Below are 13,512 nucleotides of genomic sequence, written 5' to 3'. Positions count from 1 at the left end.
GGCGCACCGGCCGGGGGATTCGGAATGCCCGAATGCAGAAACATGGAAGCGGAACGCCCGCTGACCAGCCATGGACTAGCGCAGAGCGGGGCGCCATTCGCGGCCGCTTCCGGAGAGAACCGCAGAGTTAGCGGAAGTCGCGGGAGCCGGCGCTCAGGGCCTCGCCCACCGCGAGCTCCTCGAGCCGGTCGGCGACGAGGGTCACCGCGCCCGAGGCGTTCTGCACGATGCCGCGCACCACCAGCGCCCGCGCCGTGCGCGCGAGCACCTTCTGCCGGTTCCACAACCCCGGCGAGACCATCACGTTCATCAGCCCCGTCTCGTCCTCCATCCCGAGGAACGTCACCCCCGCCGCCGTCTGCGGACGCTGACGGTGCGTGACCACGCCGGCCACGCGCACGCGGGTGCCGTCGTCAATCGCACCGAGGTCCGACGCCGCGACGATGCCCGCCGACGCCAACCTCGAACGCAGCAACGCCACCGGCTGCATGCCGTGGGTCACCCCGGTCGCCGCGATGTCCGCGGCCACCAGGTCGAAGGTGCTCATGCCGGGCAGCGCCGGAGCCTCCACCGCGCTCAGACCGGGCAGCATGCCCTCCTTCTCCGTGGCCGCCACCCCGGCCGCCCACACCGCCTGGCGACGGTCGACGCCGAAGCAGCCCAGGGCCCCGGCCTTCGCCAGCGCCTCCGTCTGCGGCACGCTCAGGTCCGCCCGGCGCGCCAGGTCGGCGACCCCGGTGAACGCCCGCGCGTCACGGGCGGCGACCACACGCTCGGCAGCCTTCTCCCCCAGCCCGCGCATCAGGTTCAGCCCCAGCCGGATCACGCCCGGCTCCGGCACCGTCGCCTCGACCGCGCTGGCGGAGACGTCCACGGGCAGGATGCGCACGCCGTGGCGACGGGCGTCGGAAATCAACGACTGCGGCGAGTAGAACCCCATCGGCTGCGCGCGCAGCAGCCCCGCGCAGAACTCCGCCGGGTGGTGCAGCTTGAACCACGCCGAGAAGAACACCAGCGAGGCGAACGACTGCGAGTGCGACTCCGGGAAACCGTAGGCGGCGAACGCCACGATCTTCGTCCACAACTGCTCGGCCACCTGCTCCGGCAGCCCGCACGTCTCCGCACACCCGGCGATGAACCGGGCGTGCAGCGCCGCCATCTTCGCCGGCGAGCGCTTCGAGCCCATCGCCCGGCGCAGCTGGTCGGCCTCGCCGCCGGTGAAGCCCGCCGCGTCCACCGCGATCTGCATCAGCTGCTCCTGGAACAGCGGGATGCCCAGCGTCTTGCCCAGCGACTTCTCCAGCACCGGGTGCTCAAAGACCACCGCCTCGCGCCCGTCGCGGCGGCGCAGATAGGGGTGCACCGACCCACCCTGGATCGGCCCGGGCCGGATCAGCGCCACCTCGACGACCAGGTCGAAGAAGCAGCGCGGCTTCAGCCGCGGCAGGGTGGCCAACTGCGCGCGCGACTCCACCTGGAACACGCCGACCGCGTCCCCGCGCGCGAGCATCTCGTAGACGCCGGCCTCGGAGAGGTCGAGGTCCCACAGCCGCACCGTCTCCCCGGTGGAGCCGGCGACCAGGTCGATCATGTGGTGCAACGCCTCGAGCATGCCGAGGCCCAGCAGGTCGAACTTGACCAGCCCGGCGGCCGCGCAGGCGTCCTTGTCCCACTGCAGCACGGAGCGGTCCGCCATGCGCGCCCACTCCACGGGCACCACGTCGGCGATCGGGCGGTCGCAGATGACCATGCCGCCGGAGTGGATGCCCAAATGCCGCGGCTGCCCGCGGAACTGCCCGGCCAGCTCGGCGACGTCCGCGGGCGGCTCGGAGATCCCCTTCGACCAGCCGTCGGCCGCGCCCTGCGGATACCCCAGAGCCCGCGCGGCGTCGCGCAGCGCCCCCTTGCGCCGGTAGGTGATCACGTTGGCCACCAGCGCCGCCCGCTCACGCCCGTAGCGGCCGTAGACGTACTGGATGACCTCCTCGCGCCGCGTCGACTCGATGTCCAGGTCGATGTCGGGCGGCCCGTCGCGCTCCGGGGAGAGGAACCGCTCGAAGAGCAGTCCAGCGCTGATCGGCTCGGCGTTGGTGATGCCCAGCGCGAAGCACACCGCCGAGTTCGCCGCCGAGCCGCGCCCCTGGCACAGGATCCCGGCGCGCCGGCAGAACCCCACGATGTCGTCGACGATGAGGAAGTAGCCCGGGAAACCCAGCTTGCCGATCACCGCCAGCTCGTGGCGGATCTGCGCCCGCGCCCGCTCGCGCACCCCCTCCGGCCGCGAGGCGTAGCGCTCCCGCCCGCGCCGCCAGGTCAGCTCCGTCAGCCAGCTGAGCTCGTCGTGGCCCTCGGGCGCGGGGAAGTCCGGCAGCCGGGGCGCGACCAGGTCCAGGGTGAAGGCGCACTCCTCGGCGATCGCGACGGTCTGCGCGATAAGTTCGGGCCGCCCGGGCAGCATCCGCGCGACCTGCGCACCGCCGCGCAGCCACGGCGCGCCCATGGGGTGCAGCTCGGGCTCGGCCGCGCCGACGGCCTGACGCCGGGCGAGCGCGCGCTTGGCCGCCGCCAGCCTGCTGGCGCTGCGCCGCGCCGCGGCGGGCCGGGTGCTGACCACGGCGCGCAGACGGTGCCCGTGCGCGCCCACGGCGCGCCGCGCGGCGTCGATAATCTCCTGGTTGTCGGCGTCCTCGGGCAGCATCGTGGCGGGGTACTCGAGAACGACGTGCGCACCGAAGGCCGCGGTCAGCTCGCCGAGGCGCGGCGCCCAGGTGTGGTCGGCGAGCACGAGGCAGTGCCCGCCCAGGTGTTCGGCGATCGCGGTGAGGCCCGGGTAGGCCACCGCACCCTTCTCGCCGGTGGCCATGTGCGCGTCGGCGATCAGGTGAGACAGCCGCCGGTAGCCCTCGGGCCCGCGGCAGATGACGGGCAGCACGCCGGCGTCGAGGCTGAGTTCGGCGCCGAAGACGGTGGGCAGCCCGGCCTCGGCGGCGGCCTCGGCGAAGGCGGCGACCCCGTAGAAGCCGTCGCGGTCGAGGATGCCGAGCGCGGAAAGCCCCAGTTCGACGGCCCGTTCGACGAGCTCCTCGGGTTCCGAGGCGCCGCCGAGGAAACTGTAGGAGCTCACCGCGTGCAGCTCGGCGAAGGGCACCTCAATTGACGACGTCCCGCCCCGCGCCGTGGGCGCGTCCGTCGCGGCGAGGTGGTTGGCGGGCACCGGGGTGGGGCCCGGGCGGCCGGAGAGGATGCGCTCGATGCGTGACCAGCTGAGCGTCTCACCGCCGTTGAACCTCATGGCGGTGATGGTACACCTGTTCGAACAGGTGGGGACGGTTCCCCGTTATGCCGGTGGGCGGGCGCGGCGGGCCGTAGACTCTGACGCGATTGCTATCCGGGAAGTCCGTGAGGAAGGAAGTGTGCGATGCGACTGCGTGCGGTGTCGGCGGCGTTGTGTGCGGCGGGCCTGACGGCGGCCCTGGCCGGCTGCTCCGGGGGCGGCGACGAGGGTGCCGGGGACGCACCGGTGCTCACAGAGGTCTCGGAGTCCGGTTCGGCGGCACAGGACGCCGGGGCAACGACCCGGAAGGCGTCGGAGCGGACCACGGAGATGTCGACCGAGCAGCGCTGCGATCCGGCGACGGTGGCGGCGGCGGGCTTCGAGGAGTTCACGGACTCGCAGTTCTGCGACGGGGAGTGGAACCGCGTCGGCGTGCCGCGGACCGACAGCCTGCAGCTGCTGCACTGGGAGAACGGCACGTGGGTCGAGTACGAGCGTGACGGCACCACGACGTGGGGGCTGCAGCAGGCCTGCTACAACTCCGCGCGGCTGGCGGCCGACGGGATGCCGGCGGAGCTGCAGGCGAAGCTCCAGAAGTGCGATGAGCAGCCGAGCTCGGGCGGCTCCCGCAGCACGGGCACCACGCCGACCCTGACCTCTGTGGCAGGTCTGAGCCTGCCGGAGTGCGACGGGCGCGGGATCCTCATCGTCGAGTCCGTGCAGGTCGAACATGGGATCAACCCGCAGACCATGGTCAACGAGGGGCTCGCGCGGCATCCGGGGGCGCAGGCGACCGAGCCCGGGCAGTGCTCCTCGCTGCGCGCCTCCCACGACGGCGCGACGGTCTACCCGATCTACTACGACCACGGCTTCGACGAGGCGGCGCTGTGCGCGGACAAGGCGGCGCGCGGGGGCAACGCGCGCACGCTCAACGACGACGCCGACTTCTCCGACCCCTGCTGACCCGGCGGGCCGCTCACACGCACCGCGCGCCGGAGCTGACCGCCGGCATCGACGATGAAGGAGGAACCGATGAAGCACTCCCCCACCCGAGAGGCCGCCACCGGCGCCGCTGACACCCGCGGCACGCACCGGGTCCGCGCCGCGGGCGCCGTTCTCGCTGCGGTCCTCGCCGGGATGGCTGTGGGGACGATGGCCCTCAGCGCCTGCACACAGGCTCCGGGCCCCGACGAGGCGCCCACCTTGTCCGCCGCCGAGGCGAGCACCGGCCGGACCGGCAACCAGACCACGGCGGCGACGGATTCGGCGGAGTCGCCGGGCGCTTCCCCGGAGCCGTCCGATGAACAGGACACCGACCGGAGCGGCGCCGAGTTCGTCGACGTCGCCCCGGAGCGCTTCGCCGCCCCGGGCGGTGCGGCGGACGAGATCGGCATCTTCGCCACGGACGTCGGCGCAGACGCCAAGGTGACCTGCACCTTCAGCGACGACCGCGGCACGTACTGCACCGCGACGCCGGACGACTCGGCCCCGGACCTGGAGGACATGGGCTACCTGCCGTTCACCGGACGGCCGGGCGCGTTCGCCACCTCCGGTGCGGAGGAGACCCTCGACGACGCCGGCTTCTCGTGGGGCGTCTTCGAGGGCGTACCGCCCGCCGGCGGCGAGCTGCGCCCCGGCGAGCGCCTGAAGACCCCGACGGTGACCTGCCAGCGCCCGGACGCCACCCGGCTGGAGTGCGCCAGCGACGGGCGCACCTTCGCCATCGTCGGCCCCGACCGCCACGTCGAGGCCGACGTCACCCTGGCCGAGCACCCCGGCGACTGACCGGCCCGCGGAGTGGCGAGCCGACCATGTCGCGGCCGGCGCTGTCCGACGCAGGACAACTCCGGCGGGGCGCCCGCCGACCCCTCATCGCCGGGCGCCCCGCCGGACCGACGACATCCGCGGCCCCAGCCGAACCTTGAGCGGCGCGGTGAGATGGGGAGCACTCCCTGTTCACGGTGATATCGCCGATGTGCGGGCCATAAAATTGCTGACATAAGCAATTCGGTTGACACCCACGTTGATCCCCACGGAGGCGCTCCCCATGTTCGGCCCACGTAACCACACCCCACGGATCGGCTCGCCGGCCACGGAGTCGGTCGCGCGTCTGGCCGTCACCGCGACCGCGGCCGTTCTCCTCGCGGCGGGACTGACCGGCTGCTCCACGCCCGAGGCCGCCGACGCCTCCGAGCCGCGACTCGCCACGCAGCCGGTCGCCGCGGAGATCGACGAGGCCGCCGCCACCGGGGATGACGATGACGGTGCGGCCGCCCAGGCGAACGCCGGGAACGGGAGCGTGACGAAGCGCGGAGTGGACGCCTCGCGGAGTGGAGGCGCCCCGGCCCCGACGCTGGCGAAGTCCGCGGGGAAGACAGCACGGCAGGATCGCACGACCACCGCAGAATCCGATGCGGCGTCAGACGCCGGTCCCGGCGCCAACTCCGACACCGACTCCGGAGCGAGCTCCGGTAACGGGTCCCGCGCAGCAGCAGAGCCCGCTCCGGGCACCGGGGGCACCGCGGACGGCGCGGACGCAGCAGCCGCGCGGTGCACCGGGGCCGCGCTGGCGCAGAGTGGTTTCACCGGGCCGGCGACGTTCCTCTACTGCGACGGCGACTGGGCGCTGGCCGGGCCGCCGAACACCGACATCATCGTCGCGCTCCACTGGGCGGACGGATGGCGGCTCTACGAGGGCCACGGCCAGACCGAGACGGGCTTCACCTGCTACGACCCGGCGATCGCGGCCGCGGACGGAGTCCCGGAGGGCCTGCGCGCGAAGCTGCTGACCTGCAACTGACCTGCGCCCGACCACGGCCCGACCACGGCCTGAGCAGCGCTCGACCAGCGCCTGAACGGCGTTCCCCCGTAATCTCAACCGCAGACCCCGACGAAGATCCGGAGACCACCTTGAACCGTCGCACCTCCCCCGGCACCTCGCACGCTACAGCGCAGGGCCCCAGATGCCCCGCCGACCGGGGTCCCGCACACGGCCCGAACCACCACGCGATCGAGCGCGCGGGGACCGTCGGCACCCGCGACCACGCGCCGCGCGCCGGCCGCACTGCCCTGCTCACGGCGCTCGCGGCGGTGGCCTGCGTCGGCCTGGCCGCCTGCTCCGGGGCGCCCGAGGGCGAGGGCCCCGCACTCCCGGAGGCGACCGGCAGCCTGACGACGGCGACTCCGCAGGCCGGCCCGGAGGACCCGTCGAGCACGGCGCAGCCGAGCACCGGGGAGACCACCGCGGAGGAGACCACCGCAACAGAGACCGACACCGCCGACGCAGGCGACGCAGGCGACGCAGGCGAGGACCCCGACGCGGAGACGACACCCGCCATCGCCGACGGCCCGCAGAACTGCGGCATCCTCCAGCCCGTGGCGGAGGAGGGCGAGTGGTACCAGGATCAGGACCCGCCGGTCGATCTGCACGTGCTCGGCATGACCTGCGCCGACGGACGGAAGCTCCTGACGACCTACCGCACGCTGCCGGCCGGGAACTACGGCAACGCCAACATCCGGAGTTTCGACGGTTGGCAGTGCGCCAACCGGACGGCGGCCTGGGCGCAGGAGTCCGGGCTGCACACCGCCTGCGGCCACGACGACGGCCGCAAGGTGGAGGTCTGGGCGCACAACGGATGACGACCGACGAGACCGCCCAGGCCACCTCGTAGAACACGCCGAGAAGGACCCCACATGCACCGCTCACGCACTCTGACCGCCATCGCCGCCGGCATGCTCGCCCTGATCCCGCTGGCCGCCGGCTGCTCCGGCGACGACCGCGACCCGGCCGAACCCGACCTGGCGCCGGCGAGCACGTCGGCCTCGACGACCACCGAGACCACCTCCGCGCCCCCGAGCACCACGGAGAGCACCTCGGGGACCGCCTCCCCCACCACGAGCAGTACCACCCCTGAAACCGACGAGACCGAGCAGACAGAACAGGCGGAGCAGGAGGAGGCCGCCCCCACCGCGGGCTCGTGCATCTCCCCCGCGACGGAGGCCGGCCTGCCAGAGCTGACCATCGCGGCCTACTGCGACGGGGTGTGGGCTCAGGTGGCCAAGCCCGGCACCGACGACTTCCGCGTGCTGCGCTGGGACGGCACCTGGCACGAGTACGAGAACCTCGGACGGATCAAGATGGGGCTCGCCCAGCAGTGCTACGAGCCCGAGATCGCCGACGCCGACGGCATGCCCCAGGAGCTGCGCGACCAGCTCCCGGTCTGCGACTGAGCCAACAGCGTCGGCGCACCACGAAGGGCACCGGGGCACCCCGCCGCCCACAGAGGCGGACTACAGCAGACGCCCTTCCCCGCGGCACCCACGGCAAGCACCGGACGCGCGTTCCACCACCCACAGGCGCCCACGGAGGCAGCCTCGACAGACGCTTGCCCCACCGCCCACGGCGAGCACAGGACAGAACCTCACCGCCCGCAGGCGCCCACGGCGGGCACCGGTCGGCACCCCACCGCCCGCAGGCGCCCACGGCGGGCACCGGTCGGCACCCCACCGCCCGCAGACGATCTTCCTACGTGCGCAATTCACCCCCTCAGGAACGCTCCCGCGTGACCAGCCCGCTGACCTGCGCACACGACAGCGGCTAGACCGAGCGGTACGCGCAGTGCTAGGGTAACCCCCGAAATAATGAACCGCTTCGTTCATTTTTCGAGACGAGCTGCACGTGCACACCTCACGCGCACCGCGTACCGCACGCCGCGCACCACGCACGGCACACGGCGCACGGACGCGCAGGGCGCACGTGACGGGACGTCGGAAATTGGGCGGGGCACGACGAACCACCAGGGAGCACCCCATGTCCATCCGCCGCACCATCGCCGCCGGCACCGCCGCGATCATCTCCGTCGGCGCCCTCACCGCCTGCGGGGCCTACGACGACGCCCAGGACGGCGCCATCGACGAGAACGCCCCGATCCGCATCGGCACCACCGACTCGCAGAAGGAGGCGTGGCAGGTCTTCGAGGACAAGGCCAAGGAGGAGGGCATCGAGCTCGACATCGTCGACTTCTCCGACTACAACACCCCGAACGACGCCCTCGACCAGGGCCAGCTGGACGTCAACCTCTTCCAGCACCTGAAGTTCCTCGCCGCCTACAACGCCGGCTCCGACGCGGACCTGACCCCGGTCGGCTCCACCGAGGTCATCCCGCTGGCGCTGTTCTGGAAGGACCACGACTCCCTCGACGGCATCGAGGGCCAGTCCGTCGCCATCCCGAACGACTCGACCAACCAGGGCCGCGCGATCAACGTGCTCAAGCAGGCCGGCCTCGTCGAGCTCAAGGGCGAGTCGCTGCTCGACCCGGCCCCGAGCGACATCGACACCGCCGCCAGCAAGGTCTCCGTGACCCCGGTCGACGCCGCGCAGTCCTCCGCCGTCTACGGCGAGGGCAAGCCCGCCATCATCAACAACTCCTTCCTCGAGCGCGCCGGCATCGACCCGAACTCCTCGATCTACGCCGACGACCCGAGCAAGCCGGAGGCCGAGCCCTACATCAACGTCTTCGTGACCAAGGCCGCCAACAAGGACGACGAGCGCATCGCCAAGCTGGTCGAGATCTGGCACTCCGACGAGGTCCAGGCCGCCAACGACCGCGACTCCAAGGGCACCTCGGTCTCCGTCGACCGCCCCGCCGATGAGCTGCAGGAGATCCTGGACCGCCTGGTCGAGGATCAGAAGAACGCCGACAACAAGTAGCAGGTAGGCTGCACCGATCGTGACCGAAAACCAACACAACCCCGCCACAATTGGCGACGCCGCGTCGCACGCCGTGGGCGGTTCCGGCGCCGCGGGCGCCTCCGACGCCGCGGGCGGCGTCGACCGCCAGGGCACCCGACTCGAGCTCCGGGAGATCTCCAAGGTCTTCCCGGGCAAGAGGGGCCACGCCGACGTCACGGCCGTCGACTCCGTGAGCCTGACCGTCGAGCCGGGCGAGATCCTCGGCGTCATCGGCTACTCCGGCGCCGGCAAGTCCACCCTCGTCCGCCTGATCAACGGCCTGGACACCGCGACCTCCGGCGAGCTCCTCGTCGACGGCACCGACGTGGTGCCGCTCAAGGAGCGCGACCTGCGCGGCATCCGCCGGCACATCGGCATGATCTTCCAGCAGTTCAACCTGTTCAACTCCCGCACCGCGGCCGGCAACATCGCCTACCCCCTGGAGCTGGCGGGCGTGGACAAGGAGGAGCGCCGCCGGCGCGTCGCCGAGCTGCTCGACTTCGTGGGGCTCGCCGACCGCGGCGACAACTACCCGGACCAGCTCTCCGGCGGTCAGAAGCAGCGCGTCGGCATCGCCCGCGCGCTGGCCACCGACCCGTCGCTGCTGCTGGCCGACGAGGCCACCAGCGCGCTCGACCCCGACACCACGCAGGGCGTCCTCGACCTGCTGCGCGAGGTCAACCGCAAGCTCGGCATCACCATCGTGGTGATCACGCACGAGATGGAGGTCGTGCGCTCGATCGCGGACAAGGTCGCCGTCATGGAGGCCGGCCGCGTGGTCGAGTACGGCACCGTCTACGAGGTCTTCTCCGACCCGAAGACGGACGTGGCGGCGCGCTTCGTCGCCACGAGCCTGCGCAACACCCCGGACAACGTCGAGGCCGAGGACCTGCTCGCCCACGAGGGCCGGCTGTTCACCATCGACCTGACCGAGGAGTCCGGCTTCTTCGCCGCGGCCGCCGAGGCCCGCGACGCGGGCGCCTCGATCGCCATCGTCCACGGTGGGGTGACCACCCTGCAGAAGCACAGCTTCGGCCGCATGACCGTGCGGCTGTCCGGCGACGAGGAGGTCGTCCAGACCTTCTACGACCGCCTCCGCCACACGACGACGATTGAGGAGATCACGCGATGACCACCACCGTGCTGGCCGCCGACTGGGACCGCATCGGCGACACCTTCCTCGAGGCCATCTGGGACACCCTGGTCATGGTGGCGATCACCCTGGTCGCCGCCGGCATCCTGGGCCTGGTCGTCGGCGTGCTGCTCTACACCACCCGGCCGGGCGGCATCCTGCGCAACGCGCCGGTGTACACGCTGCTCAACGTCCTGGTGAACTTCGTGCGCCCGATCCCGTTCATCATCCTGATCGTGGCCCTGCAGCCGCTGACGCTGACGGTGATGGGCACCTCCGTGGGACGCAACGCGGGCATCTTCGTGATGGTCATCGCGGCGACGTTCACCGTGGCGCGCATCGTCGAGCAGAACCTGGTCTCCATCGACCCGGGCATGATCGAGGCGGCGCGCGCGATGGGCGCGAGCCCCTGGCGGATCATCCGCACCGTGATCATCCCCGAGGCCCTCGGGCCCCTGGTGCTCGGCTACACCTTCATCTTCATCGCGATCGTCGACATGTCGGCGATGGTCGGCTACATCGGCGGCGGCGGCCTCGGTGACTTCGCCATCGTCTACGGCTACCGCGCCTTCGACCCGGAGGCCATGTACGTCGCCGTCCTGGTGATCGTCGTGATCGTGCAGGCCGCGCAGTTCTTCGGCAACTGGCTGTCGAAGAAGATCATGCGCCGCTGACCCGCCCCGCGCGGCACCACACCCGGCGGGCGCAGCCCACGTTGCGTGGGCCGCACACCCCGGCGCGGCCTCCGCTTTGTGCACCGAAGTGAAGCCCCGGTTCCGTCCCCGACGAGCCGGGGCTTCGCCATGCGTCGCGGGAGACTCTCTTCCAGAAGGTGGTTACGACTTCCCCCCACGGAGGGGGCCACCGACGACCATGCCGACGCCCGGCCGCGTCGGCGCGCGGCGTCGGTAATCTTGGGGCGTGACGCGCAGACTCATGGCATTCGACCTCGACGGCACCATCCTCTTCGCCGACGGCATCCGGCCCGCCGACGCCGACGCGATCGCCCGCTGGCGCGCCGCGGGCAACCTCGCGGTGACCGCCACGGGCAAGTCCATCGCCGCCGCCCGCTTCGCCCTCGGCGGCACGGGCCTGGAGTTCGACTACCACGTGCTCAACACCGGCTGCGTGATCACCGACGCCGACTACCGGGTCATCGAGTCCGACCCGCTCGACACCGCGGTGGTCACCGCCCTGGCCGACGAGTTCGGCGGCACCGAGGGCGTCAACCTCTACGCGACCACCCTGGACACCCGCGACCTCATCCTGCACAACGGGGTCGGCGAGGCGACGACCTCGATCCTCGTCGACAACGAACGCCTCGACGTCGCCGACATCCCGAAACACGAGTTCGTCGGCGCGCCGATCTGGGTGCCCGGCGACCCGGGGCGGATGGGGCGCATCGAGAAGTGGGTGGGCCGCTTCCCCGGCGCCTCCGCGGTGCGCAACCAGGACTTCCTCGACGTGATGCCCGCCGGCACCGGCAAGGGCGTGGGCATCGACCGGCTCATCGCGCACCTGGACATCGACCCGGTGGTCTACACCGTCGGCGACTCGTGGAACGACATCGGCATGCACCGCCGCGCCGACCACGCCGCCTGCTTCGACTACTCCCCCGCGGAGGTCAAGGAGGTCTGCGGGACGGTGACCGGCTCCGTCGCCGAGTTCATCGACGCGGTGCTCGCCCAGGGCTGACCTGAGGCTGCCGCGGGGCCGGTGCGGGGCAGCCGCCGCCGGAAGTGGGCGGGCCCGGAACGGTGCAGGCGCAACGCGGGGCGACCGGTGCCCCGACGCGGTCAGCGCGGGTCGGGCTCAGAGAGGTTCGACGGCGAGGGCGCGCCAGCCCTTGCCGCGCTTCGGCTCGTCGCCGCAGGAGGAGACCACACCGTCGTAGGCGACCTTCCCGAGCACCACGCGCCAGCGCCGCCCGTCCGGCGCCGCGACCTCGCGCACCGCGTCGCCGGACGCGCCCGACACGTCCGGCACGGCGACGGTGAGGGAACCTGCGGGGACGGGCGACGGGGCGTCGGCAAGCGCGGCGGCGACGGCGAGCTCGGCGACCTGGCCGGGCCCGTCGAGGCAGCCGCGCCCGCGGTTGCCGGGCAGGAAGAGCTCGCCACGCCCGGCGGCCGCCATCAGCGACCCGGCGGCCGGCGCGTTGAGCCTGCCGAAGGAGTAGCCCCACGGGAAGAGCAGCATCGACGGGGCGAAACGGTGCCCCTTCGTGTGCGAGGACTCCCAGACCCACTCGCGCGGCTGCGACGCGTCGAGCTCGCGCGCCAGCGGGCGGCCCTTGATCGCGCAGCACGCGTCGCGCCTCGAGTGCGTGCACACCAGCAGCACCGGGTGCTCGATGCGCATCGCGTCGTTGCGGCCCGGACCCGAGAGGTCGAGGTCCAGGATCGCCTCCGGGCCGGGAACCTTGAGCAGCTCGGTCACCCCCTCGGCGGTGAAGAAGAGGTACAGGTGGAACGAGTCGCTGCCGTCCGAGGCGCGGCCGCCGTGCCCGGCGCGCCCGACCCTGCGGATCAGCTGCAGGCCCGCGCCGGACGCCTTCAGGTGGCGCTTCAGCCGCCCCGTCAGCTCCCCGCCGAAGGTGTCGCCGTCGAGGACGTCGCGGCTCCAGTGCTCCGGGTACTCGAGGGCGAGGCAGGTCGTCATGGACTTGGCGGTGCCGGGCAGCGCCTCGACCCGCACCTCCGAGCAGCGCGTCAACGGTTCCATGCGACTGAGCCTAGCCTGCACTGCGCACGATCCACCCCCGGCCGCTACCGTGTTAGCCATGACCCGCCCGCCCGCACACCCGGCCCGCGTCGCGGGGCTGCTGTGCGCGCTCGCACTCTCCGCCGCGTGCGCAGGCTGCTCGGGCGCGTCCCAGGCCCCGGCCACCGGGCTGACGCCGCTGGGTGACGCGAACCCGGCGATGAAGACCGAGCGTCCCGAGGCCCCGGCGGGACTGGCGGTCACCGACGTGCGCACCGGCCACCACGACACCTTCGACCGCGTCGTCTTCGACCTCGCCGGCGAGGGCCGCCCCGGCTGGTACGTCGACTACGACGAGACCCCCGCCAGCCAGGCCTCCGGGGCGACCGTCACCTACCGGGGCTCGGTGGCGCTCAACGTCAACATCGACGGCACCGCCTACCCCTTCGAGGTCGGTGTCGACGACCCGCACCTGACGCGGGTGACCGCCCAGGAGGACGGGGTGCTCACCGAGGTCGTGCCGGTGGGCACGCTGGAGGGGCGCTCGCAGTTCGTCGTCGGCCTCGAGCGCGAGGTGCCCTACTCCGTGCAGGTCATCGACGGGCCGACGCGGCTGGTCATCGACCTCGTGCGCGGTTAGCGCGGCTGACGCCGCGATTGCCGACGGCTGCG

The 13,512-nt window shown here is 72.4% G+C and carries 12 protein-coding genes; 10 read left to right on the top strand and 2 right to left on the bottom strand.

Annotated elements, in window-relative coordinates; genetic code table 11:
- Positions 1 to 127 precede the first annotated feature (127 nt).
- Positions 128 to 3,292, bottom strand: coding sequence for an error-prone DNA polymerase (locus tag CFRA_RS02515; RefSeq protein ID WP_075663319.1), 3,165 nt, complete (start codon positions 3,290 to 3,292; stop codon positions 128 to 130).
- Between the two features lie 126 nt (positions 3,293 to 3,418).
- On the opposite strand from CFRA_RS02515, the gene CFRA_RS02510 reads away from it, so the two are divergent.
- The 9 genes from CFRA_RS02510 to CFRA_RS02470 all read left to right on the top strand — a co-directional run bounded on the left by CFRA_RS02510 (position 3,419) and on the right by CFRA_RS02470 (position 11,832).
- The gene (locus tag CFRA_RS02510; RefSeq protein WP_156887943.1) at positions 3,419 to 4,237 is read left to right on the top strand and encodes a hypothetical protein; all 819 of its coding nucleotides are present in this window, start codon (positions 3,419 to 3,421) and stop codon (positions 4,235 to 4,237) included.
- Positions 4,238 to 4,306: 69 nt separating this feature from the next.
- Complete coding sequence (locus tag CFRA_RS02505) at positions 4,307 to 5,059, top strand: hypothetical protein (RefSeq protein WP_075663317.1); 753 nt, start codon at positions 4,307 to 4,309, stop codon at positions 5,057 to 5,059.
- Positions 5,060 to 5,321: 262 nt separating this feature from the next.
- Positions 5,322 to 6,074 (top strand): hypothetical protein, encoded by a 753-nt coding sequence (locus CFRA_RS11545; RefSeq protein ID WP_075663316.1) that lies wholly within the window; start codon positions 5,322 to 5,324, stop codon positions 6,072 to 6,074.
- Positions 6,075 to 6,184: 110 nt separating this feature from the next.
- Positions 6,185 to 6,913 carry a hypothetical protein gene (locus CFRA_RS02495; protein ID WP_075663315.1) on the top strand — a complete coding sequence of 243 codons (729 nt, stop codon included), beginning with the start codon at positions 6,185 to 6,187 and terminating at the stop codon, positions 6,911 to 6,913.
- Between the two features lie 54 nt (positions 6,914 to 6,967).
- Positions 6,968 to 7,504 carry a hypothetical protein gene (locus CFRA_RS02490; protein WP_075663314.1) on the top strand — a complete coding sequence of 179 codons (537 nt, stop codon included), beginning with the start codon at positions 6,968 to 6,970 and terminating at the stop codon, positions 7,502 to 7,504.
- Positions 7,505 to 8,084: 580 nt separating this feature from the next.
- On the top strand, positions 8,085 to 8,984 hold the full coding sequence (locus CFRA_RS02485; protein ID WP_075663313.1) for a MetQ/NlpA family ABC transporter substrate-binding protein: 900 nt from the start codon (positions 8,085 to 8,087) through the stop codon (positions 8,982 to 8,984).
- A 73-nt stretch (positions 8,985 to 9,057) separates the two neighbouring features.
- Positions 9,058 to 10,137, top strand: coding sequence for a methionine ABC transporter ATP-binding protein (locus CFRA_RS02480; protein WP_075663312.1), 1,080 nt, complete (start codon positions 9,058 to 9,060; stop codon positions 10,135 to 10,137).
- Complete coding sequence (locus CFRA_RS02475) at positions 10,134 to 10,811, top strand: methionine ABC transporter permease (RefSeq protein ID WP_075663311.1); 678 nt, start codon at positions 10,134 to 10,136, stop codon at positions 10,809 to 10,811. The genes CFRA_RS02480 and CFRA_RS02475 overlap by 4 nt, the downstream gene beginning before the upstream one ends.
- A gap of 247 nt (positions 10,812 to 11,058) precedes the next feature.
- On the top strand, positions 11,059 to 11,832 hold the full coding sequence (locus CFRA_RS02470) for an HAD hydrolase family protein (protein WP_211272335.1): 774 nt from the start codon (positions 11,059 to 11,061) through the stop codon (positions 11,830 to 11,832).
- A 117-nt stretch (positions 11,833 to 11,949) separates the two neighbouring features.
- On the opposite strand, the gene CFRA_RS02465 is transcribed toward CFRA_RS02470, so the two are convergent.
- Entirely contained in the window at positions 11,950 to 12,861 is a 912-nt protein-coding gene (locus CFRA_RS02465; protein ID WP_075663309.1) for a sucrase ferredoxin, read from the bottom strand.
- 58 nt (positions 12,862 to 12,919) lie between these two features.
- On the opposite strand from CFRA_RS02465, the gene CFRA_RS02460 reads away from it, so the two are divergent.
- Positions 12,920 to 13,480 carry an AMIN-like domain-containing (lipo)protein gene (locus CFRA_RS02460; protein WP_075663308.1) on the top strand — a complete coding sequence of 187 codons (561 nt, stop codon included), beginning with the start codon at positions 12,920 to 12,922 and terminating at the stop codon, positions 13,478 to 13,480.
- Positions 13,481 to 13,512 lie beyond the last annotated feature (32 nt).

Origin of the sequence: Corynebacterium frankenforstense DSM 45800 (genome assembly GCF_001941485.1) — a bacterium.
Taxonomy (GTDB): Bacteria; Actinomycetota; Actinomycetes; order Mycobacteriales; family Mycobacteriaceae; genus Corynebacterium; species Corynebacterium frankenforstense.
Note: the sequence above shows the minus strand (reverse complement) of the source record. Positions and strands in the feature narration are given on the sequence as shown.

What these genes read in the sequence shown, in the direction of transcription:
- CFRA_RS02515 (WP_075663319.1), bottom strand. Translation starts at nt 3,292, where the DNA reads ATGAGGTTCAACGGCGGTGAGACGCTCAGCTGGTCACGCATCGAGCGC.
- CFRA_RS02510 (WP_156887943.1), top strand. Translation starts at nt 3,419, where the DNA reads ATGCGACTGCGTGCGGTGTCGGCGGCGTTGTGTGCGGCGGGCCTGACG.
- CFRA_RS02505 (WP_075663317.1), top strand. Translation starts at nt 4,307, where the DNA reads ATGAAGCACTCCCCCACCCGAGAGGCCGCCACCGGCGCCGCTGACACC.
- CFRA_RS11545 (WP_075663316.1), top strand. Translation starts at nt 5,322, where the DNA reads ATGTTCGGCCCACGTAACCACACCCCACGGATCGGCTCGCCGGCCACG.
- CFRA_RS02490 (WP_075663314.1), top strand. Translation starts at nt 6,968, where the DNA reads ATGCACCGCTCACGCACTCTGACCGCCATCGCCGCCGGCATGCTCGCC.
- CFRA_RS02485 (WP_075663313.1), top strand. Translation starts at nt 8,085, where the DNA reads ATGTCCATCCGCCGCACCATCGCCGCCGGCACCGCCGCGATCATCTCC.
- CFRA_RS02475 (WP_075663311.1), top strand. Translation starts at nt 10,134, where the DNA reads ATGACCACCACCGTGCTGGCCGCCGACTGGGACCGCATCGGCGACACC.
- CFRA_RS02465 (WP_075663309.1), bottom strand. Translation starts at nt 12,861, where the DNA reads ATGGAACCGTTGACGCGCTGCTCGGAGGTGCGGGTCGAGGCGCTGCCC.
- CFRA_RS02460 (WP_075663308.1), top strand. Translation starts at nt 12,920, where the DNA reads ATGACCCGCCCGCCCGCACACCCGGCCCGCGTCGCGGGGCTGCTGTGC.